Origin of the sequence: Enterococcus sp. DIV1328a (assembly GCF_050536905.1) — a bacterium.
Classification (GTDB): Bacteria; Bacillota; Bacilli; order Lactobacillales; family Enterococcaceae; genus Enterococcus; species Enterococcus faecalis.
In genome coordinates this window covers 2,755,028-2,777,730 of record NZ_CP172912.1, presented here as the reverse complement: position 1 = coordinate 2,777,730, position 22,703 = coordinate 2,755,028, and the positions used below count along the sequence as shown (strand labels likewise).

General features: G+C 40.3%; 15 protein-coding genes and 1 pseudogene. All 16 read left to right on the top strand.

Annotation, left to right across the window (positions count from 1 at the left end; all coding sequences use genetic code 11):
* The first annotated feature begins 1 nt into the window (after position 1).
* The 16 genes and pseudogenes from citF to IGL93_RS13215 all read left to right on the top strand — a co-directional run bounded on the left by citF (position 2) and on the right by IGL93_RS13215 (position 22,563).
* Entirely contained in the window at positions 2-1,534 is a 1,533-nt protein-coding gene (citF, locus tag IGL93_RS13290) for a citrate lyase subunit alpha (protein WP_002355996.1), read from the top strand.
* Positions 1,527-2,063, top strand: a complete 537-nt coding sequence (gene citX, locus IGL93_RS13285) for a citrate lyase holo-[acyl-carrier protein] synthase (protein WP_002390266.1) — start codon at positions 1,527-1,529, stop codon at positions 2,061-2,063. Before citF ends, citX begins: the two co-directional genes overlap by 8 nt.
* Complete coding sequence (locus IGL93_RS13280; RefSeq protein WP_002355994.1) at positions 2,056-3,453, top strand: oxaloacetate decarboxylase subunit alpha; 1,398 nt, start codon at positions 2,056-2,058, stop codon at positions 3,451-3,453. Before citX ends, IGL93_RS13280 begins: the two co-directional genes overlap by 8 nt.
* 117 nt (positions 3,454-3,570) lie before the next feature.
* Positions 3,571-4,755, top strand: a complete 1,185-nt coding sequence (locus IGL93_RS13275; RefSeq protein ID WP_010707911.1) for an NAD(P)-dependent malic enzyme — start codon at positions 3,571-3,573, stop codon at positions 4,753-4,755.
* Positions 4,752-5,621, top strand: coding sequence for a triphosphoribosyl-dephospho-CoA synthase CitG (citG, locus tag IGL93_RS13270; RefSeq protein WP_002419347.1), 870 nt, complete (start codon positions 4,752-4,754; stop codon positions 5,619-5,621). Before IGL93_RS13275 ends, citG begins: the two co-directional genes overlap by 4 nt.
* A gap of 742 nt (positions 5,622-6,363) precedes the next feature.
* Positions 6,364-11,058: an Ig-like domain-containing protein gene (locus IGL93_RS13265; protein WP_025192087.1), complete on the top strand. Its 4,695-nt coding sequence runs from the start codon at positions 6,364-6,366 to the stop codon at positions 11,056-11,058.
* Between the two features lie 232 nt (positions 11,059-11,290).
* Complete coding sequence (gene mnmE / locus IGL93_RS13260) at positions 11,291-12,688, top strand: tRNA uridine-5-carboxymethylaminomethyl(34) synthesis GTPase MnmE (protein ID WP_002355989.1); 1,398 nt, start codon at positions 11,291-11,293, stop codon at positions 12,686-12,688.
* 19 nt (positions 12,689-12,707) lie between these two features.
* Positions 12,708-14,606, top strand: coding sequence for a tRNA uridine-5-carboxymethylaminomethyl(34) synthesis enzyme MnmG (mnmG, locus tag IGL93_RS13255; protein ID WP_002355988.1), 1,899 nt, complete (start codon positions 12,708-12,710; stop codon positions 14,604-14,606).
* Between the two features lie 171 nt (positions 14,607-14,777).
* Entirely contained in the window at positions 14,778-15,578 is an 801-nt protein-coding gene (locus IGL93_RS13250; RefSeq protein ID WP_002355987.1) for an SDR family oxidoreductase, read from the top strand.
* A gap of 15 nt (positions 15,579-15,593) precedes the next feature.
* Positions 15,594-17,457, top strand: a pseudogene (locus tag IGL93_RS13245) (BglG family transcription antiterminator).
* Positions 17,454-17,939: a transcriptional regulator GutM gene (locus IGL93_RS13240; protein ID WP_002355985.1), complete on the top strand. Its 486-nt coding sequence runs from the start codon at positions 17,454-17,456 to the stop codon at positions 17,937-17,939. Before IGL93_RS13245 ends, IGL93_RS13240 begins: the two are co-directional and overlap by 4 nt.
* The gene (gene srlA, locus IGL93_RS13235) at positions 17,939-18,493 is read left to right on the top strand and encodes a PTS glucitol/sorbitol transporter subunit IIC (protein ID WP_002355983.1); all 555 of its coding nucleotides are present in this window, start codon (positions 17,939-17,941) and stop codon (positions 18,491-18,493) included. Before IGL93_RS13240 ends, srlA begins: the two co-directional genes overlap by 1 nt.
* Before the next feature lie 16 nt (positions 18,494-18,509).
* Positions 18,510-19,505 (top strand): PTS glucitol/sorbitol transporter subunit IIB, encoded by a 996-nt coding sequence (gene srlE / locus IGL93_RS13230; protein WP_010713665.1) that lies wholly within the window; start codon positions 18,510-18,512, stop codon positions 19,503-19,505.
* 23 nt (positions 19,506-19,528) lie between these two features.
* Positions 19,529-19,885, top strand: coding sequence for a PTS glucitol/sorbitol transporter subunit IIA (locus IGL93_RS13225; RefSeq protein ID WP_002355981.1), 357 nt, complete (start codon positions 19,529-19,531; stop codon positions 19,883-19,885).
* Between the two features lie 27 nt (positions 19,886-19,912).
* Complete coding sequence (locus tag IGL93_RS13220) at positions 19,913-20,590, top strand: fructose-6-phosphate aldolase (protein WP_002355980.1); 678 nt, start codon at positions 19,913-19,915, stop codon at positions 20,588-20,590.
* Positions 20,591-20,790: 200 nt separating this feature from the next.
* A complete protein-coding gene (locus IGL93_RS13215; protein WP_002361446.1) occupies positions 20,791-22,563 on the top strand; it encodes an oleate hydratase in 1,773 nt (590 codons plus the stop codon).
* Positions 22,564-22,703: the final 140 nt, after the last annotated feature.

Here is a 22,703-nt window from a genome sequence, read left to right as displayed (position 1 = left end):
CATGGTAGTAAATAAAGTAGGCAAAGACATTCCTCAATCTTATGCAGAGCAATACGGCATTTATGAAGGAGAATTAGCACACATTGATGCTTATCAAGAAGCGAGCCGAGCAATTAAACCAGTGAAACCTCGGGAGACAAAACTTTTAGGAAGTATTCGTGAAGCAATTGAAAAAACAGGTTTAAAAGATGGCATGACCATCTCTTTCCATCACCATTTCCGTGAAGGAGACTATGTGATGAATTTAGTTTTAGCCGAGATTGCCGCCATGGGGCTGAAAAACATTTCGATTGCACCTAGTTCAATTGCAAATGTTCATGAACCTTTGATCGAACACATTAAAAATGGAGTAGTCACCAACATTACTTCTTCAGGTTTGAGAGATAAAGTAGGCGCCGCTATTTCAGCAGGTATCATGGAAAATCCTGTGGTGATTCGTTCACATGGTGGCCGGGCACGGGCAGTAGCAGCAGGCGATATCCATATTGATGTAGCTTTCTTAGGTGCACCAAGTTCAGACGCTTATGGAAATGCGAATGGAACCAAAGGAAAAGCTACCTGTGGTTCTCTTGGATATGCGATGGTCGATGCAAAATATGCGGATCAAGTGGTCATCATTACTGACACATTAGTACCATATCCTAATACCCCTATCAGTATTCCACAAACAGATGTTGATTATGTGGTAGAAATTGATGCAATTGGTGATCCAGATGGAATTGCCAAAGGCGCAACACGTTTTACAAAGAATCCCAAAGAATTATTGATTGCTGAATATGCCGCAAAAATAATTACACATTCTCCTTACTACAAAGAAGGCTTCTCATTCCAAACAGGAACAGGTGGCTCTTCACTAGCAGTTACGCGGTTCATGAGAGAACAAATGCTTAAAGATGGTATTAAAGCAAGTTTCGCTTTAGGCGGAATTACGAATGCAATGGTGGAACTTTTGGAAGAAGGCTTAGTAGAAAAAATTATTGACGTCCAAGACTTTGATCATCCATCAGCTATTTCTTTAGGGGAAAATGCCAATCATTATGAAATTGATGCCAATATGTATGCTTCACCGCTTAGCAAAGGGGCGGTTATTAATCAATTAGACACAGCTATTTTATCTGCTTTAGAAGTGGACACAGATTTTAATGTAAATGTCATTACTGGTTCAGATGGTGTTATCCGTGGTGCTTCTGGCGGACATTCCGATACAAGTATGGCTTGTAAAATGAGTCTAGTGATTGCACCACTTGTTCGTGGACGGATTCCAACAATTGTTGAGCAAGTAAATACAGTCGTTACACCAGGTACGAGTGTCGATGTCGTAGTAACAGAAGTCGGCATTGCAATCAATCCAAAAAGAACAGACTTAATTGATTGTTTTAAAACTTTAGATGTTCCTCAGTTTACGTTAGAAGAGTTGAAAGACAAAGCCTACAACATTGTTGGCACCCCGGAACCAATTAAATATGGAGACAAAGTCGTTGCGTTAATTGAATACCGAGATGGTAGTCTAATTGATGTGGTACGCAATGTTTAATGGGGAAAAAGTAACACTTTTAGAGATGTTGGATGCTCGCGAACAAAGAGCTGCCACACAGAAGGAGTTGTTAGAAACAGCACCAGAAGCTAGTCTCTTATCTGCCACAATGAATATTCCTGGAGAAGTGAAAAATTCGCCCACCTTAACGGCTGTTTTTTTAGAAGTAATTGACGAAGTCGAGCAACAATTGCTGGATCAAGTACCGATTGTTAATTTTTACCGGAATGAAAAGACAGGTCCTGAATATTATTTGGCGGTTTCGTTAGCCCCACAAGAATTAAAACAAAGAATGGTCAAAATTGAAGAAACACATCCTTATGGTCGTTTAGTGGACCTAGATGTTTTATGGGGAAATGAAGAACTAAAAAGCCTTCATCGAGGAGATTTAGGCTTGCCACCACGGCGCTGTTTTATTTGCCAAGAAGAGGCGAAAGTCTGTGGACGAAATCGACGTCACAGTCTTGAAGCAATGCAAGAAAAAATAACAGAAATAATTTTGACACGAAAGGAGCAGCCAAGTGAGTAAAAAAATTCGTTTTACAGAAACGGTGCTACGGGATGGACAACAAAGTTTAATTGCAACACGGATGCCAACCTCAGATATGCTGCCGATTATTAAAACAATGGACGAGGCAGGATTTCATGCATTAGAAATGTGGGGCGGGGCAACGTTTGATTCCTGTGTCCGCTATTTAAACGAGGATCCTTGGGAACGTCTTCGCCAAATTCGCAAAGAAGTTAAAAATACCAAACTTCAAATGTTATTACGAGGACAAAATTTACTAGGATATCGTCATTACGCTGATGATGTGGTGCGGGCCTTTGTCGAAAAATCAGTTGAAAATGGGATTGATATTATTCGTATTTTCGATGCCTTGAATGATGTCCGTAATTTACAAACAGCAATTCAAACAACAAAAGAAGCTGGCGGACACTGTCAAGCAGCGATTTCTTATACCACGAGTGAAATTCATACCATCGATTACTTTGTAAAATTAGCCAAAGAATTAAGTCAAACAGGAGCGGATTCCATTTGTATTAAGGATATGGCAGGCGTTTTGACGCCACAAACGGGTTTTGAATTAGTGAGCAAAATGAAAGATGCCATTGATTTACCTTTAGAGGTGCATACGCATGCGACTAGTGGTATTTCTGAGATGACCTATTTAAAAGTTGCTGAAGCAGGTGCGGATATCATCGATACAGCTATCTCTTCTTTCGCTGGCGGTACGAGTCAACCAGCCACAGAATCTGTAGCCATTGCGTTAGAAGATTTAGGCTTTGAAACAGGTTTAAATATGGAAAAAGTAACAGAGATTGCTGACTATTTCAATCCGATTCGTGATCGTTTTAGAAGTGAAGGCATTTTAAACCCTAAAGTTAAAGATACGGAACCGAAAACCTTGATTTATCAAGTGCCTGGTGGTATGTTATCAAACTTATTAAGTCAATTAACGGAGCAAGGTTTACAAGACAAATATGAAGAAGTTTTAGCTGAAGTACCTAAAGTAAGAGCGGATTTAGGGTATCCACCACTAGTTACGCCGCTTTCACAAATGGTCGGAACACAAGCTTTAATGAATGTGATTTCTGGGGAAAGATATTCCTTAATACCGAATGAAATCAAAGATTATGTGCGCGGAGAATATGGCAAATCACCAGCACCTATCGCAGAAGAGATTAAGCAAAAAATCATTGGGGATGAAGAAGTAATTACTTGTCGACCAGCGGATTTATTGAAACCAGAGTTGCATAGTTTAGAAAAGGAAATCCAACAATACGCAAAATCTGAAGAGGATGTCCTATTATATGCGATGTTCCCACAACAAGGAAAAGACTTTTTAGGACGTCGTGAAGATCCTTTTTACGATGTACCGTTACAGAAAGTGACAGTCAAACTTGACTTGCCAGAATAGAACGGGCAAGTGCTCCGCAAATGTATAAAGAAGCAAGGGTTTGAGCGACGATAACGGTTGTTCAAACCCTTGCTTCATCAAATAGAAAAAAGGCAGCCCGTGAAAGGAAGTGACAATGTGTTAGAAGAAGTTCTAGCAATTCATCAAAAAAATATTGGTGTGCTAAGTCTTGAAGCAACAGAAGCGGTATTAAACCATCATGATTTAGCCAAAATGTATACACCTGGTGTCGCAGAATTGAGTTTAATGATTGCCCAAAATCATGAATTAGCGCGCGAGTGGACCATTAGTGGTAAGTTAATTGCGGTTATTACAGATGGGTCAGCTGTTCTGGGTCTCGGCAATATGGGCACGCAAGCGGGCTTGCCAATTGTTGAAGGCAAAGCTTTACTTTATAAAAATTTGGCGGGGGTCGATGCTATTCCTTTAGCACTGGAACAAAAATCAGTTGACGAGATGGTTCAAACAATTGAAAATTTACAAAATAGTTTTGCAGGAATCCATTTAGAAGATATTTCTGCACCAAAATGTTTTGAAATTGAAGAAAAACTTCAACAACGTTTGAACATTCCTGTGTATCATGATGACCAAGAAGGCACAGCCATTGTCGTTTTAGCTGGGCTAATCAACGCAGCCAAAATTAAAGGAAAACCTTTAAATCAATTGCGTGTGGTGATTAACGGAGTTGGTGCTTCTGGTGTAGCGACCGCTAAGTTATGTATTCAAGCGGGAATTACGCATCTTACCTTAGTAGATCGCCAAGGTGTTTTAAGAGAAGAAGACCCGACATTGAATCCTTACCAACGTGCTTTGCTTCGACAGGTAATAAAACCATCAGTAGAAAACAAAGATTTAGCCACCGCTGTCGTCAATCAGGACGTTTTTTTAGGCTTATCAGAAGCGGATGTGCTAACGCCAGCCCTGATTAAATCAATGAACCAAGACCCAATTATCTTTGCTTTAGCAAATCCTAAACCAGAAATTGAACCAGCCCTCGCCCAAGCCAATGGCGTCCGTTTATTAGCAACTGGTTCTTCCAAATATCCGAATCAAGTGAACAACATTTTAGCTTTTCCAGGTCTTTTTAAAGGGTTATTGGCAGCGAAAGGCAGAAAAGTCGATGTCGGTTTGCAAATGACAGTAGCACGAAGCTTGGCCGCTATGATTTCAGAACCCACAGCAGAAAAATTCATACCTAATGTATTTGATGGCGGCGTAGTTGACACGGTTTTTAATGCTGTACTAGACTATATAAAACAAGAAAAGACCACGGCACAGAAGAAGGGACGTAAAAGGCAATGACAAAGCAAGCAAGGAGTAAATTAGCGCAGCAAGCACAATTGGCACTACTCTATGAAGTGACCTGTTTAAATAAACCAGGCTTGGTGGATCCAGTCGATGCAGGCGCCCATCAAGATATGGATGTTTTCACTTTTTTAGAAAGTAGTGTGGTTTTGACTCCTTATTTTGAAACCTTCGTTCAAGCTGGGACAGAGCTACGTCATTTGCCGATTGAGGCAACATTTCGCGCGATTCGACAAGTTGGTTTAGAAGCAGAACGAGCGATGTTTGAGGCAACAGAAGGGATCAACACACATAAAGGAGCGATTTTTTCTCTAGGTATTTTTTTAGCTATCTGTGGTCGTCTAATGATTTGGGAGACCCCTTGCACCTTACAATTGTTTCAACAAACGCTTCAAACAATGACGCAAGACTTACTGGCCGACTTTGAAAACCTCGCTACGAATGAGCTAGAAAAACTAACTTGGGGTGAACGATTATTTGTTCAGTATGGCTTGACTGGAATCCGTGGAGAGGCGCAACAAGGGTATCCCGCTGTCTTTAAACAGGGAGTGCCTTATTATCAAAAACATCAAGGCACACAACAACAAAAACTCATTGATACGCTCCTTTATTTATCGCTCTATGTTGAGGATACGAATTTGATTAAACGAAGTCAGAATGTCCGAATTTTTGAAGTATATCAACCGTTAATCCAGGAATATTTTGCTTTAGGGGGGACACAAACGTTACGGGGAACCCTTTGCTTAGAAAGATTGAATCACTTATTCAAAGAAAAAAATTGGAGTATTGGTGGCAGTGCAGATGCTTTAATTTTGGTGGTGTTTTTAGATAAACTAATGAAATTAAATTGGCTGACCCCTTAATTAAAAAGATAGTTACAACGCTGATTTGGTCAGTTATTTTGACCTTATATGCCTATGGAAAGGTCTCAAGAGAATTCAAGAAAGCGATTGACAAATACCACGAAACACAGTATATTTTATTACGAAATCATTCTTATCAGAGTATACAAATACGATGATAAACAGTTGAAGCGAATCTTGATTTGCTTTTCCTAAACCTGATTCTTTTAGAATCAGGTTTTTGTTTATCTAAAAGGCGGCATTCGTTCAAAAACGGCTGTCGTCTTTTTTTTATGAAATTTTTTTAATATAAAAAATTTCATAAAAAAAATCTTAAAAACAGAAAAAATTGTTATAGATTAGAGTCATTTTTTTGATGTAAAGTTTTTATGACTTATGTCTATAAAATTGATAAAAACAGTCAAAGAAGCAGAAAAAATAATAGTGGAATTTCTCAAAAAAATAAAAAAATTTTCCGTTATTTAATTATCGATTTATCAAACGATAAGTTATAATAAAATAATTTATTTATCTTTAATGATTGGGGAGAAACGTATAAACTTCCTCATTTTCCTCTCATTGTATAATAACTCACTAATGAATTAGTGAGTTTTTTAACATATTTAGGATGCTTGTTATCAAATGAATTTTTATATAAAAATTCACAGCGTTATATTTTGAAAAGCTGAGGAAATGTACTAAACTGCAGGTGTTAAATCCATTTAAATCGCTAAAGGGGGAGATGAACAACTAGGGGAAGCTAATGATCTTGGTATTTATCGTTTATTTTAAAGAAAAGAGGGACGATCAGATGAAAAAGAAAATTGTTGAGGATTTTAATCGGAAAAGTCAGTATAAAAAATGGACAAAACGCAAGATGCTTAATTTAGCAATATCAAGTGGTTTATTATTTACGTCATTAGCAATCCCTGTAAGTATAGCTGTTACCTCTGGCACAATCAGTGCATCAGCAGCGGTCTTGGATATCGAACTATTATCAAATGTTACGTCAAATAATGACAGTGGCACTTCAACGAGTAATCGTTGGACAGCCGCAAACCAAAATCAACCAGTTAATTTCACGGTTTCTGGTGGCGCTTTAGCAGATGCTTCCGCTGTGTTTAGTGGACAAAAACAAGCGGTGTTAGTGGTTCCTCCTGAGTTAAGAGGAAATGTAGCTGCAGCAGGCAGCGCAGCAATCAATACCAACGTTACGATTGATCTTTCAAAAGTTACTTTTTTGACTGCCGTTTTGAATGCAGCCAATGATTTAACCAATGTCATTACTCAAATTACCAGTGGAGCGTTAGGGAATTTAACTGGTGTTGATATTGATTTGACGGAAGTGAATCGTCAGTTGGAATTAGTGAATAACATTGAAAACTTAGGTGCTGCTTCATTTACAGCTCCAGAAACGTTAGCAGCTGACGGCTCATACATTAGTGCACCGATTAGTGATGGTTTAGGGTTAGTTTTAGCCCAAAATGTTTCAAACATCTTACAAGATTTGAATGCGGCCGTTCAAGCTTTGGAGGCAAAAGGAACCAGTATCCCAAGTAATCTTGTCGCTACAGCCATAAATGCAGCCTTGCTTCCTGTCAAAGGCACGGTAAACGTGGCTGTTTCAGGTGCTTTGCCTTTATTAGCAGTTGGTGGTTCAGGTGTGAATGAGTTAGTGGATGCTTCTTTACTAGGCGCAACTACGGTTACTTTACCAACTACCGTTTCAACACCTCAAAATTTATCCAATAATTTAGATGCTCGTTTTGTAGGAACAGTCGTTCAAACAGATCTTTTAGACGTTAATTTATTAGCAACAGCAGACGGTGTATCCAACATTTATTTTGCTGCAGGTACTACTAGTGAAGTAACCGCACCAACAATCACAGGAGTGACAGGTAATTCAACGGCAGGTTACGAAGTTAAAGGAACTGCCGATGCCAATGCCACGGTTGAAATCCGAAATGCAGGAGGCACCGTAATAGGTACAGGTACCGCCGATGGGACAGGGGCATTTACAGTTACCATTCCCGCAGGTGAAGCAGGTGCTAATGAAACGTTAACCGCCGTAGCGAAAAACGCCAGCGGCACAGAAAGCACGCCAACAACGTTCCAAACACCAGCGGATGAAGCAACCGTAACCGCACCAACAATCACAGGAGTAACAGGCAATTCAACAGCAGGTTACGAGGTTAAAGGAACTGCTGATGCCAATGCCACGGTTGAGATCCGAAATGTAGGAGGCACCGTAATAGGTACAGGTACCGCTGATGGGACAGGGGCATTTACAGTTACCGTTCCCGCAGGTGAAGCAGGCGCCAATGAAACGTTAACCGCCGTAGCGAAAAACGCCAGCGGTACAGAAAGTACGCCAACAACGTTCCAAACGCCAGCGGATCCTAATACGCCCGTGGCGACGCCAATTGTTGAGACTGTAACAGGTAGTACAACAAAAGGCTATGAGGTCAAAGGGACTGCTGAAGTTGGCACCACCATTGAGGTTCGCGATGCAGCTGGCACGGTCCTTGGTACTGCAACAACTGGAACTGATGGAAAATATACAGTGACTTTAGCTCCAGGAACAGCAACAGCAAATCAAACGCTGAGCGTTGTAGCGAAAAACGCTAGTGGCACGGAAAGTCAACCAGCAACGGCGACAACACCAGCTGATGTCACTGCACCAACAGTTGATAACATCACAGGTAACTCTGGTTCGGGTTATGAAATTACAGGAACAGCAGACCCTAACACAACAATCGAAGTTCGTGATCCAGCTGGGGCAGTCATTGGTACAGGTACCTCTGATGCGAATGGTGATTTTACTGTCACACTACCAACGGGAACGACCAATCCTGGGGATACGTTAACAGTGATTGGAAAGGATAACGCGGGAAATGAAAGTCAACCGACTGAAGTCCTTGTTCCTTCTGATGCCACGGTTACAGCACCAACTGTAACAGGAGTAACAGGTAATTCAGTTGCTGGTTATCAGGTGACAGGCACCGCTGATCCGAATGCTACCATCGAAATTCGTGATGCAGATGGGAACGTGATTGCAACAGGGACTGCCGATGGGACTGGTTCCTTTGCTGTGAACCTTCCAGCTGGGACGGCAAATGCGAATGAAACATTGACAGCGTTAGCCAAAGATCCTGCTGGCAATACAAGTACACCGACAACCTTCCAAACACCAGCAGATGAAGTAGTGGCACCGCCAAGTGTCGACAAAGTAACCGGGAATACAACACAAGGATATCAAGTGACAGGTACCGCTGAACTTGGCACCACCATTGAAGTTCGTGCAACAGACGGAACAGTTTTAGGCACCGCAACAACTGGACCGACTGGCCAATATACTGTGACGTTAGCTTCAGGAAAAGCAACAGCGAAACAAACAGTGAATGTAGTTGCTAAAAATGATACTGGACTTGAGAGTCAACCAACTACAGCTATGACACCCGCTGATGTTACCACACCAACAATTGGTGACATTACTGGAGATTCAACAACTGGTTATGAAATCACTGGGACGGCGGACCCTAATACCACCATTGAAGTACGTAACCCAGATGGAACAATTATTGGTACAACGACAACGGATGATCAAGGAAACTTTACTGTGGACCTTCCAGCGGGAGCCGCTAATCCTGGTGATACATTAACAGTTGTTGGAAAAGACGGTGACGGCAATGAAAGTCAACCAACGGAAGTGACGGTCCCTGAAGATGCAACCGTGGCAGCACCGACTGTGACGAATGTCACAGGAACAACTGCTACTGGGTATCAAGTAACTGGCACGGCAGAGCCAAATGTCACCATTGAGATTCACAATGAAGCAGGTTTAGTTATTGCTACGGGAACGACTGATGGTGCTGGCGCCTTTACAATCACTCTTCCGACGGGCACAGCAATAGCCAACGAAGCCTTAACTGCCATTGCAAAAGATGCTGCTGGGAAAGAAAGTAATCCGACTGCTTTCAAAACACCTGCTGATCCAGATGCACCAGTCGCGACACCTACTGTTGACAAAATCACTGGTAGCACGACAAAAGGCTATCAAGTAGTAGGAGCAGCAGAAGTTGGTACAACAGTCGAGGTGCGCGACGCCGATGGCACAGTCCTTGGCATGGAAACTACTGGAACTGATGGCAAATACACAGTGACTTTAGAGCCAGGGAAGGCCTCAGCTAACGAAACAATAACTGTCGTAGCGAAAAATGCAACAGGGAAAGAAAGTCAGCCGGCTACAGCAACTACACCAGCCGACTTAGCCACACCAACCATTGATTCTATTACCGGAAATTCTAGTAAAGGTTACGAAATCACTGGAACGGCGGAGCCAAAAACCACTATTGATGTCCGTGACGCAGACGGAACCATCATTGCTGCTACAACTGCTAACGAAACCGGCCAATATACGGTGACTCTACCAGCTGGCGTAGTGACACCAGGAGAAACGATTACGATTATTAGCAAAGATGGCGCAGGTAATGAAAGTCAACCAGCTACAGCCGTTATTCCAGCGGATGTTGTTTTAGCGGCGCCAACTATTACGAAGGTTGAAGGAAACAAAGCCAATGGCTATACAGTCACTGGAACTGCTGATCCAAATGTCACGGTTCAATTTTACAATAGCAGTGAACAATTATTGGCAAGTGGCAATACAACTACTGGAGGCACCTTCTCCGTTCATATTGCAGCAGGGTTAGCAACAGAAAAAGAAACGTTAACCGCACTAACCACAGATACACAAGGAAATGTGAGTCCTAAAACCACATTTATGACGCCAGCCGATATTACGGGAGAACCAGAAATTAAAATTGCGGCACCAACTGTTTCTTCAGTTTTAGGAACGTCTAAAGCCGGCTACCTCATCAAAGGAACAGCTGAACCAAACCGAATCATTCAAATTAGTAACCGACTATTAAGAAGTGTGATTGCTGTAGGTGCCACCGATGCTGAAGGCAACTTCGCTATCCAATTAACAGCGGGACAAGCGACTGCTCAACAAAGTTTACTTGCGACAGCTACCGATGGCGCAGGACATTACAGTACGGCTACAACCTTCATGACGCCAGCCGACCCAACAAATCCTGGAGGAGGCAATGGTAACACTGGCGGAAATAACGGCAATACAGGCGGCAACACAGGAAACAATGGCGCAACTGGCGGGAATAATGGGAATGGTTCAAACACAGGTTCAAATCCAAATGGAGGTTCTGGTTTAGGCACAACAGGTTCTGGCTTAGGTTCACTAGGCAATGGCCTCGGTACAAATGGTAGTGGCTACAATCCGAAACTAAGTACCATCAGTTATGGCACTGGAAATCACGGGAAAACAGGCTACTTACCTAGTACAGGTGAAAAAGAGTCCTCAGCCGTGACAACAAGTTTGTTTGGCGCCTTTGTCGCACTCCTTGCGAGCATGGGAATCATCAAACGCAAACGTAAAAACTAGCTCTCTCCTTTAATTCCTATAGATGAGAAAACGTATTGTTGAGAATTCCCCACTCAATGATACGTTTTCTCGTTCCCTTTAATGAAGAAAAATTGCCAAATAGAATAAAATGTGCTATTCTATTTTCAGAAAATCGAAGGAACAAGCAGTGAAAGTGCTAAATCCAACCTGAATTTTTTAATGCAGGAGGAGTGGGCGCTTTTTTTGTTGTTATGAAGAAAGGAAGCTAATTATGCAATCAGCTACAATGGAATTTGATACAATTGCGGCGATTTCTACGCCGCCAGGTGAAGGTGCGATTAGTATTGTTCGTTTAAGTGGCGAGCAAGCAGTTGCTATTGCAAACAAAGTTTATCGGTCAGGCACTAAAGATTTAGCTAAAGTCCCCACGCACACGATTCATTATGGTCATATTGTTGATCCGCAAAACGATCAATTGATTGATGAAGTCATGCTTTCTGTGATGCGGGCACCGAAAACATTTACACGAGAAGACGTGGTAGAAATTAACTGTCATGGCGGCATTGTCGTGGTGAACCAACTACTGCAATTACTGTTACGTGAAGGCGCACGAATGGCCGAACCTGGGGAATTTACAAAACGTGCTTTTCTAAATGGCCGAATGGATCTTTCACAAGCAGAAGCAGTGATGGACTTAATCCGTGCTAAAACAGATAAAGCGATGAATGTTGCATTGAATCAATTGGATGGTAACTTGTCGGCGTTAATTCGTTCATTAAGACAAGAAATTTTAAATACTTTAGCACAAGTAGAAGTTAATATCGATTATCCAGAGTATGATGATGTCGAAGAATTAACCACGAAATTACTTTTAGAAAAAGCCGAATTTGTGAAAGCGCAGATTCAACAATTATTAACGACCGCTAAACAAGGAAAAATTTTGCGAGAAGGTCTAAGTACAGCAATTATTGGCCGACCAAATGTCGGGAAATCCAGTTTGTTAAACCATCTGTTACGAGAAGAAAAAGCTATCGTTACAGATATTGCTGGAACGACACGTGATGTCATTGAAGAATACGTTAACGTTCGCGGCGTTCCTTTAAAATTAATTGATACAGCGGGGATTCGCGAAACAGAAGACATTGTGGAACGAATTGGTGTCGAACGCAGCCGCAAAGCGTTAGCAGATTCGGATTTAATTTTGTTAGTCTTAAATCAAAGCGAAGAATTGACAGAGGAAGATCGTCAACTGTTGGAAGCAACGAAAGGCTTAAAACGCGTTATTCTTTTAAATAAAATGGACTTACCGACAAAACTGGATCCTAACGAATTACAAGAATTAGTCCCTGCAGAAGAAATTTTATCCGTTTCGGTGTTGTCAAACACAGGCTTAGACCAGTTAGAAGCGAAAATTGCTGATCTTTTCTTTGGCGGCCAAACAGGCGAAAAAGATGCTACCTATATTTCTAATACACGTCATATTGCTTTGCTAGATCAAGCAGCGCTTTCGTTACAAGAAGTGATTAACGGCATCGAAGCAGGTATGCCAGTCGATTTAGTTCAAATTGATATGACCCGTTGTTGGGATTATTTAGGGGAAATCGTCGGCGATAGTGTCCAAGATGAATTAATTACACAGTTATTTAGTCAATTTTGTTTAGGAAAATAAGACAAGAGAGGAATTTTTTATGAATCAATATCAAGCAGAATCATATGATGTTATTGTCGTCGGTGCTGGACATGCTGGCTCTGAAGCAGCCTTAGCAGCCGCACGAATGGGCGTTAAAACGTTACTTTTAACAATTAATTTAGATATGGTTGCTTTTATGCCATGTAACCCTTCTGTTGGTGGACCTGCCAAAGGAGTCGTTGTCCGAGAAATCGATGCATTAGGCGGCGAAATGGGTAAAAACATTGATAAAACCTACATCCAAATGCGGATGCTAAATACTGGTAAAGGTCCAGCAGTGCGTGCGTTGCGCGCGCAAGCTGACAAACATGCCTATGCGACAGAAATGAAACATACCATTGAAAAAGAAGAAAATTTAACCCTTCGTCAAGGGATTGTTGAAGAATTAATCGTGGAAGATGGCGTTTGTCGTGGTGTTGTAACTTCAACAGGTGCCGCATACCGTAGTCAAGCAGTGGTGATTACTGCCGGTACTGCCTTGCGTGGCGAAATTATTATTGGTGAATTAAAATATTCATCAGGACCAAACAATTCGCAACCTTCCGTTGGTTTAGCCAATCATTTAAAAGAATTAGGTTTAGAAATCGATCGCTTTAAAACAGGAACGCCGCCGCGAGTAAAATCAAGTACGATTGATTATTCTGTGACAGAGGAACAACCAGGCGATAAAGAACCCAACCACTTTAGTTACAGCACGCCAGATAGTGCCTACAATCAAAACCAAGAACCTTGTTGGTTAACTTATACGAATGAAACAACGCATGAAATTATTCAAAAAAATCTACACCGCGCCCCAATGTTTACTGGGATTGTGGAAGGTGTGGGCGCTCGGTATTGCCCATCCATCGAGGACAAAATTGTTCGTTTTGCAGACAAACCAAGACACCAATTGTTCTTGGAACCAGAAGGGTTGAATACCGAAGAAGTTTACGTCCAAGGCTTATCTACTTCTTTACCAGAAGATGTCCAAACAGAAATGCTTCATTCTATTGAAGGATTAGAAAAAGTAGAAATGATGCGTACAGGTTACGCCATTGAATACGATGTGGTAGTCCCTCACCAATTACGCCCAACATTAGAAACAAAGGTCATTGAAAATCTTTATACAGCAGGTCAAACGAACGGAACTAGTGGCTACGAAGAAGCTGCTGGTCAAGGCTTGATGGCAGGAATTAATGCTGCATTGAAAATTCAAGGCAAAGAGCCTCTTGTTTTAAAACGTAGTGATGGCTATATTGGCGTCATGATTGACGATTTAGTTACAAAAGGTACCAACGAACCTTATCGCTTATTAACGTCACGTGCGGAGTATCGTTTGATTTTACGACATGACAATGCGGACTTACGTTTAACAGAAATGGGTCATGAAATTGGCTTAGTCAAAGAAGAACAATATGCCGCCTATCTAGTCAAAAAAGCGGCTGTTGAAGCGGAAATTGCCCGCTTAGGCAAACATCGGATTAAACCGACCAAAGAAGTGCAAGCATTTTTGGAAACCAAAGGCGCTGCTGGCTTAAAAGACGGTATTTTAGCTAGAGATTTTCTGAAACGCCCAGAAATCAGTTATCAAGAAGTCGCTCAATTTATTCCCGCACCTGAAGAGGCGCTCGATCCGAAAGTGATTGAACAAGTAGAAATTCAAATCAAGTACGAAGGCTACATTAAAAAAGCCATGGAAAAAGTTGAGAAACTAAAACGCATGGAAGCAAAACGCATTCCAGAAAACATTGATTACCAAGCGATTAACGGCTTGGCTACAGAAGCAAAACAAAAACTACAAAAAATCCAACCAGAAACGATTGCCCAAGCAAGCCGTATCAGCGGTGTGAACCCCGCTGACATTAGCATTTTGATGGTCTACATCGAACAAGGAAAAATCGCGAAAGTGCAAGGATAATAAAAATTTGAAGCAGTTGCTTCTTCACGGATGATTGATTGTGAAGAAGCAACTGCTTTTTTGTTTTGAATTAGTCTACTTTTTTTTCTAAACTACAAAAAAAGACTGTCTTAAATAATTTCACAAACTGACCTATACTGAAAGCGCAAACAAATGATAGGAGTGGAACAAATGACAGATTGGTTAGGAATTAAAGGAAAAGTAGTGATTGTTACAGGAGGCTCATCTGGTATTGGTCGCAGCATTGTTGAAAGCTTGTTAGCGCAAGAGGTCTATGTCGCTAATTTTGATATTTCAGCATCAGAAACGCAACATGAGCATTTACTCTTTGTGAAAGTCGATGTAACTTCTCGAGCAGAAGTAGAAGCGGGTGTCGCTCAAGTGGTGGAAAAATTTGGAACCGTAGATGGCCTAGTAAATAACGCCGGAATCAATATTCCTCGTCTATTGGTGGATAAAAATCATCCTCATGGGCCTTATGAATTATCGGATGAGGTATTCGACAAAATTGTAGCCATCAATCAAAAAGGGCTCTACCTAATGAGCCAAGCAGTGGGCCGGATTCTTGTACAAAAACAAGCAGGTGTCATTATTAATATGTCTTCAGAAGCTGGATTAGAAGGCTCCGAAGGGCAAAGCGCCTACGCTGCAACGAAAGCAGCGGTCAGCAGTTATACACGTTCATGGGCTAAAGAGTTAGGAAAATCAAACGTCCGTGTCGTGGGGATTGCGCCAGGCATTATGGAAGAAACGGGCTTGCGCACTTTAGCATACGAAGAAGCATTGGCTTATACACGAAACATTTCTGTGGAGCAATTGCGAGCAGGTTATTCAAAAACAAGTACGATTCCATTAGGTCGTAGCGGAAAACTCCATGAAGTCGCTGACTTAGTATGCTATTATTTATCAGACCGTTCAAGCTATATTACAGGCATCACCACAAACGTAGCTGGAGGTAAAACAAGAGGATAGAGGTGGGAAAACTAAATGACGCTAGTAAATAGATGGTACCAAGTAATAAAATTACTAGTTGATCACAAAGGAATGAGCTTACAGGAATTGCAAGAGAAATTAGCCGCAAGTCCTCAAACAGTTCGTAAAAACATTGATACATTGAATGATGAATTAATCGGTATTGCCCAAATTATTCAGAAGGAAAATCTCTTTCAGTTAGAAATCAATAACTTTGAAGGTTTTGAAGAGGTTTTGTCTGGACGGCTAAAAAGGGAATCTGATTTTAATTCTTCAAGCAAGCGTGTTTCCTACATTATCAAACGATTAATAGAAGAAGATCAATTTATTTCAACTTATGATTTATCCGAAGAACTCGCCGTTAGTCGCGGCACAGTTAATAAAGACATTAAGCGCATGAAAGAGCTGATTGCTCCTTGGCAGGTTGCGGTTGTAGGTACGCCAAACCGTGGCATTCATTTAGAAGGAAAAGAGTTTGATTTACGCTTACTTCATGTGAATTACGTCCAAGAATATTTTGAAGAACAGTTTCTTCATGAAACTACCAAACAAATGATACAAAAAATAATCAAAGAAACAAGACTAGCGAAACAAGATAGTTTTCTTTTACGAAGAGTGGTTTCAATTGTTTTGCAGCGTGTTTTAGCTGGAAAACTCATTACGGAACTACCACCAGAATATGTTGATTATGTTCGTCATAACGAGCAGATTGAAGAACTGATGGTATCACTTGGAAATAACCTATAATGTAACGTTAAGCCAATGGGAACGTTCCTTTATCAGCTTTCCTTTTAACATCAACACAAACCATATTCGTAACTCTTTATTGACTGATGAAGGACTCTTAGCTGACTATTTTCAAAAAATGATGAAAAAAATTCATCATTCAGTTGTTGTTGAATTTGATGAGGACTTCTTGTTTTCAGAAATGAAAGATCATTTAAGAAACGTGATGAATCGACTCGTTTTTCATGTGGAATGTCACGATTTATTTTACGGAGAAATTGAACGACAATATCCTTTGGCCTATGAATTAGCCAAGATTGGCTTGCAAGAATTGGGCCGTTTGTTAAATCGTTGTGTGCCGACGGTTGAATTTGGATATCTCGCTTTGTATTTTGAACTAGCATTGAGAGGGAACTATGAAGCGGGAGCCAAAAAAGAAATTGCTGTAATCTGCAGTACAGGTCATGGAACGGCCTTGATCATTCAGCGGCAATTGGAAAAAGTTTTGGGTCCAGACATCCAGATTGCCCATTTTTCTGAAGAAGAGGCAGAGAGAAGAGAATTGAATCAATATTTTGCTATTTTTACAACCATTCCCTTAAAAAATATTCGACCACAAACACCGATGATCCATTTAACTAATTTATTTAACGATACTTGGCTCAGAAATGAGTGGCAGAGAGCAAAAGAAATTCGTTCCGTGGAATCTCAAAATATTCATATGACCTATCAATTATTAGAGAATACTCAAGGTTACCGAGCGAATATCCAGAAAATGATTGCTGATTTAGAAGCAGAAAAATTAGTAGATCCCCAATTTATCGAACGAATTTTTACTAGAGAAGATCAACAAACAACTATTTTTGAATCGGGGATTGCCTTTCCCCATACAATTAACCAAGCCTTACCAACGATTATTTTATCGATTGGGGTTTTTGAAGAATCACTGGTTACACCAGAAGGTAAAGTTGATGTTATTTTGCTGTTGGGTATTCCAGAAGAGCTGACGGCCACTGTTGAAGCAGAGTTACTACAACTATATGACCGCTTGTTTACAATCGCAGGAGACGAACGTTTACGTAATGAGTTACGGAAGCAACGAGATGTTTTAGCGGTTAAAGAGTGGATGCAAAGGAAGGGGATTATCATATGAGTTTTATCTACGTATTCGGGGCGCTTTTTTTAACAGCTTACTTCGTTCAGATAGCTATGGGAATGAAACAGATTAAACACTTTAATCAAAACTACCAAGAATTGCGACAATTAGGGAAAGTCGCGATTGGTCGACGTGCAGGGAAGTTAAAAGCAGGCACGATTATCTTGTTTGCTGTGGATTCGCAAGGGAAAATCTTAGCCGCTAGAAAGATGCAAGGTGTCACCGTTCTAGCTAAATTTCATCCCTTACCTCAGTATGTGAACGAGGATATTCATTATATGGATCATTACCATCCACTCGTACAAAAAGAAAATAAATTAACCCAACAAGCGATGGAAAATGCACGAGAAATTTACTTACGTGTTGAGCTTGGCAATTATCAAGAAACACAACCATTAACGCCGCTTAATGGAGCCAAAATTCAATGGCAATTATGGAAAAATAAAGTACAAACAAAATTGAAAGGAAGTGTCGAGTAATGTCTTATATTACAAAATTTGCGGAAGGATTTATGCACCTTTTCCAAACAGGAGCAGAAACATTTATTTCTTGGATGACAGGCATCGTACCTGTTGTTTTGATGTTAATGGTAGCTATGAATACTTTAATTGCTTTTCTAGGAGAAGAAAGAGTAACCAAAGTAGCCAAACTTTCTGCCAAAAATCCTGTTACGCGGTATTTAGTGTTGCCTTTTTTATCCGCTTTTATGTTAGGCAATCCAATGTCCTTTACGATGGCTCGATTTTTACCAGAATACTATAAACCTAGCTATTATGCTGCACAAGCGCAATTTTGTCATACCAGTAATGGAGTTTTCCCTCATATTAATCCTGGTGAATTGTTCGTTTGGTTAGGGATTGCGCAAGGGATTGATACGTTAGGACTAAATTCGATGGACCTAGCGATTCGCTATATGTTTGTAGGGATATTAATGAATTTTATTGGCGGTTGGGTTACCGATTTCACTACCGCCTATGTTTGCAAACAACAAGGAATTACCCTTAGTAAAACAGTAGAGATTGCTGTGGATTAGAAAGGAGCAAGGTGAGATGACGTACAATAGTATTAAGGTAGTTAAAGGAAATGGCGGTTATGGTGGGCCCTTAGTGATTACACCGACAGAAGAAAAACATAAATTTATTTACATTACAGGTGGCGGCGAGAAACCCGCAATTGTTGATAAAATCGTAGATTTGACAGGAATGGAAGCGGTCAATGGTTTTAAGACATCGATTCCAGATGATGAAATCGCATTAGCCATTATTGATTGTGGAGGCACTCTTCGTTGCGGAATTTATCCTAAAAAAGGAATTCCTACTATTAACGTTGTTCCAACTGGCAAAAGTGGTCCCTTAGCACAATACATTAATGAGACAATTTATGTTTCCGCTGTAGGCCCGAAACAGATTACATTGACATCAGAAGAAGCTTCTGCTGATACAGAAAAGCCCACCTCGAAAAAAACAGAATTTAAATATGATACAAGTAAAAAAATTACTGAACAAAAAGCGGAACAACAAAGTTTTGTTGCGAAAATTGGTATGGGTGCAGGAAAAGTTGTAGCGACATTCAACCAATCAGCCCGTGAAGGCGTACAAACGATGATCAACACAGTGATTCCGTTTATGGCATTTGTTTCTTTATTAATTGGTGTGATTCAAGGTTCAGGAATTGGTGAATTTTTTGCCAATATCATGGCGCCATTGGCAGGAAACATTGTGGGGTTAACAATTATTGGTTTTATTTGTTCTCTGCCGTTTCTTTCTCCTTTATTAGGTCCTGGAGCAGTAATCAGCCAAGTAATTGGTACGTTAATTGGTGTGGAAATTGGGAAAGGCAACATTCCGCCACAACTAGCTCTACCAGCATTGTTTGCTATTAATACACAAAACGCGTGCGACTTTATTCCCGTGGGTTTAGGCTTGGAAGAAGCTGAAGCTGAAACCGTTGAAGTCGGGGTCCCTTCTGTTTTATATTCTCGTTTCTTAAATGGTGCCCCTCGAGTACTAGTTGCTTGGTTAGCAAGTTTTGGATTGTATAGTTAAAAAATTTTTTTGGAGGATGGGAAATGTCAGTATTTACAACAAAGGTTCAGTCTATTGGACCAGAAGCCGAATTATTTAAAGAAGAAAAAATGGTCATCTTATTTGGAAAAGATGCACCAGATGCTTTAGCAGATTATTGTTATAACATTGAGGTTCAGCCAGTCACAGAAGCGATTACGGACAAGCAAACGTTAGTGATTGATGAACAAACTTACCAGATTACCGCTGTAGGCGAGGTAGTATTAACTAATTTAGACACATTGGGTCACATTACTATTAAATTTGATGGCGCAACAACACCTGAATTACCAGGTACATTATATGTTGAAGAAAAAGCTATTCCTGAAATAACTGTTGGTACAACAATCACTATTCTATAATTATCGTTTAAGGGAGGAACGTAAAAGATGGAATTTATGCTAGATACAATTAATCTTGAGGCTATTCGAAAGTATCAGAAAATTTTACCACTGGCAGGCGTGACGTCTAATCCCAGTATTGTTAAACAAGCAGGAAAAATTGACTTCTTTGCGCAGATGAAAGAAATCAAAAAAACGATTGGACAAGCGAGTTTGCACGTCCAAGTGGTCGGTCAAACGACAGAAGAGATGCTAGAAGATGCCCAAACCATTGTACAACAATTAGGCCAAGAAACATTCATTAAAATCCCAGTCAATGAAGCAGGCTTGGCAGCCATCAAACAACTTAAGCAGGCAAATTATCGGATAACAGCAACCGCTATTTATACAGAATTTCAAGGTTATCTAGCGATTGCGGCAGGTGCAGATTATTTAGCGCCGTATTATAATAGGATGGAGAATTTAACAATTGATTCTCAAAAGGTTATTGAGCATTTAGCTGCAGAAATTAAACGGACGAACGCAAAGAGTAAGATCTTAGCTGCTAGTTTTAAAAACGTGGCACAAATTAATCAAGCCTGTCAAATGGGGGCGCAAGCGGTCACTATCGCACCAGAACTCGTGACACAAGGCTTGGCAATGCCCGCCATTCAAAAAGCAGTAACTGATTTTCAGGAAGATTGGGTTGCTGTTTTTGGAGTAGAAACGGTAAACGAATTAGCATAAAAAGAATGAGAAGAAAAAGCGGCCATTTTTCTTCTCGTTCTTTTTTTGTTTCACATGGAACATCTACGATTATTCACTTGCTTAAAAATTAGACAATTTTCTTTATTTGTCAAAGAATTTCTTAAAAAAAAGGGTTATCTTTTGGGTATTTTTTTTGGTAGCAGTATGATGAGGGTATCAAATGATAGGAGGAAACGAGAATGAGATACACAAATGGAAATTATGAAGCATTTGCTCGACCAAGAAAACCAAAAGGTGTAGATGACAAGAGTGCCTATATCGTTGGTGGTGGCCTAGCAGGTTTAGCAACGGCTGTTTTCTTAATTCGTGACGGTCAAATGAAGGGCGAAAATATTCACATTTTTGAAGAACTCACGCTGTCTGGCGGTTCTTTAGATGGTAAATTTATTCCCCATGATGGCTTTGTCACTCGCGGCGGACGCGAAATGGAAAACCATTTCGAGTGTTTGTGGGATCTATTTCGTTCGGTACCATCATTAGAAGTAGAAGATGCCTCTGTCCTAGATGAGTTTTACCGGTTAGATTTAGATGATCCGAATTCTTCAAATTGCCGCATTATTCATAACCGTGGCGAACGTGTCCCAGATGATGGACAATTTACTTTATCCAAAAAAGCACAAAAAGAAATCGTTGATTTATTTATGACTTCTGAAGATCAATTAATTGGCAAAAAAATTGAAGATGTTTTCGGCGAAGAATTTTTTGAATCCAACTTTTGGATCTATTGGTGTTCAATGTTTGCTTTTGAAAAATGGCACTCTGCCATTGAAATGCGCCGCTACATCATGCGCTTTATCCACCACATCAAAGGTTTGCCTGACTTTACAGCCTTGAAGTTTACCAAATACAATCAATACGAATCGTTAGTGAAACCATTACTAAGCTTTTTAACCAATCAAGGGGTAGACTTTCAATATGAAACAACGATCAATGATATCCAAGTCGACATCAAAGGAGCTACTAAAGTTGCTCGGCGATTATTGTTGACACAAGCGGGCAAAACCAAAGAAATTCCTTTAACTGAAAATGATTTAGTCTTCGTAACGAATGGCTCAATTACTGAAAGTTCGACGCAAGGAGATCATCATACACCAGCACCAATTACTCATGAACTAGGGGGAAGTTGGAATCTCTGGAAAAACTTAGCAAAACAATCCCCAGAATTTGGGCACCCAGAAGTTTTCTGTGAAAATTTACCAGATGAAAGTTGGTTTGTCTCAGCAACGATTACGTGGGAAAATTTCGATATTGAACCGTATCTTTCTCGGTTAACACATCGTAAATTACGGACAGGAAAAATTGTCACAGGTGGTATTATTACTATCAAAGACTCTAATTGGATGATGAGTTTCGCTATGCATAGACAACCGCATTTTAAAGAACAAAATGATCAACAATCTATAACTTGGGTATATGGATTACTTTCTAATAAACCAGGAAATTATATCAAAAAACCAATCGAACAATGTACCGGCCAAGAAATTACGCAAGAGTTACTTTATCATTTAGGGGTCCCAGAAGGGGAAATTGAACGTATTTCAGAAGAATCGGCTACCACTATTCCGGTTTATATGCCGTTTATCACTTCTTACTTTATGTTAAGAGAACCAGGCGATCGACCATTAGTTGTACCAAACGGCTCTAAAAATCTTGCTTTCATTGGGAACTTCGCAGATACTGAACGAGATACGGTGTTTACAACAGAGTATTCTGTACGGACAGCGATGGAAGCTGTTTATCAATTGCTAGAGGTTGAACGCGGAGTACCAGAAGTGTTTGCTTCTGCATACGACTTGCGCGTCTTAGCAAACTCTGTTTATTATTTATCTGACAAGAAAAAATTAACAGAAATGGATATGCCGTTCGTGGAACGCAAAATGGTTGAACACTTTGTGAAGAAATTTGAGGATACGTATATTGGTGATATTTTAAGAGAAAATCATTTAATTTAGTTGAAAAAGCGAGTGTAAATCACTCGCTTTTTTGGTTGTTTTATTAACCGTTGAATAAATATTCATTATTATGTATATTTCTTTTATGATTTTATGAATATTAAATATATAATATATTGAATAGGAGTAGCCAGTGGGCA

Excerpts from the sequence above, each read along its gene's own strand:
- citX (WP_002390266.1), top strand. The coding sequence starts at position 1,527 with ATGTTTAATGGGGAAAAAGTAACACTTTTAGAGATGTTGGATGCTCGC.
- IGL93_RS13250 (WP_002355987.1), top strand. The coding sequence starts at position 14,778 with ATGACAGATTGGTTAGGAATTAAAGGAAAAGTAGTGATTGTTACAGGA.
- IGL93_RS13215 (WP_002361446.1), top strand. The coding sequence starts at position 20,791 with ATGAGATACACAAATGGAAATTATGAAGCATTTGCTCGACCAAGAAAA.
- IGL93_RS13220 (WP_002355980.1), top strand. The coding sequence starts at position 19,913 with ATGGAATTTATGCTAGATACAATTAATCTTGAGGCTATTCGAAAGTAT.
- IGL93_RS13265 (WP_025192087.1), top strand. The coding sequence starts at position 6,364 with ATGATCTTGGTATTTATCGTTTATTTTAAAGAAAAGAGGGACGATCAG.
- srlE (WP_010713665.1), top strand. The coding sequence starts at position 18,510 with ATGACGTACAATAGTATTAAGGTAGTTAAAGGAAATGGCGGTTATGGT.
- mnmG (WP_002355988.1), top strand. The coding sequence starts at position 12,708 with ATGAATCAATATCAAGCAGAATCATATGATGTTATTGTCGTCGGTGCT.
- citG (WP_002419347.1), top strand. The coding sequence starts at position 4,752 with ATGACAAAGCAAGCAAGGAGTAAATTAGCGCAGCAAGCACAATTGGCA.
- citF (WP_002355996.1), top strand. The coding sequence starts at position 2 with ATGGTAGTAAATAAAGTAGGCAAAGACATTCCTCAATCTTATGCAGAG.
- IGL93_RS13240 (WP_002355985.1), top strand. The coding sequence starts at position 17,454 with ATGAGTTTTATCTACGTATTCGGGGCGCTTTTTTTAACAGCTTACTTC.
- srlA (WP_002355983.1), top strand. The coding sequence starts at position 17,939 with ATGTCTTATATTACAAAATTTGCGGAAGGATTTATGCACCTTTTCCAA.
- IGL93_RS13225 (WP_002355981.1), top strand. The coding sequence starts at position 19,529 with ATGTCAGTATTTACAACAAAGGTTCAGTCTATTGGACCAGAAGCCGAA.
- mnmE (WP_002355989.1), top strand. The coding sequence starts at position 11,291 with ATGCAATCAGCTACAATGGAATTTGATACAATTGCGGCGATTTCTACG.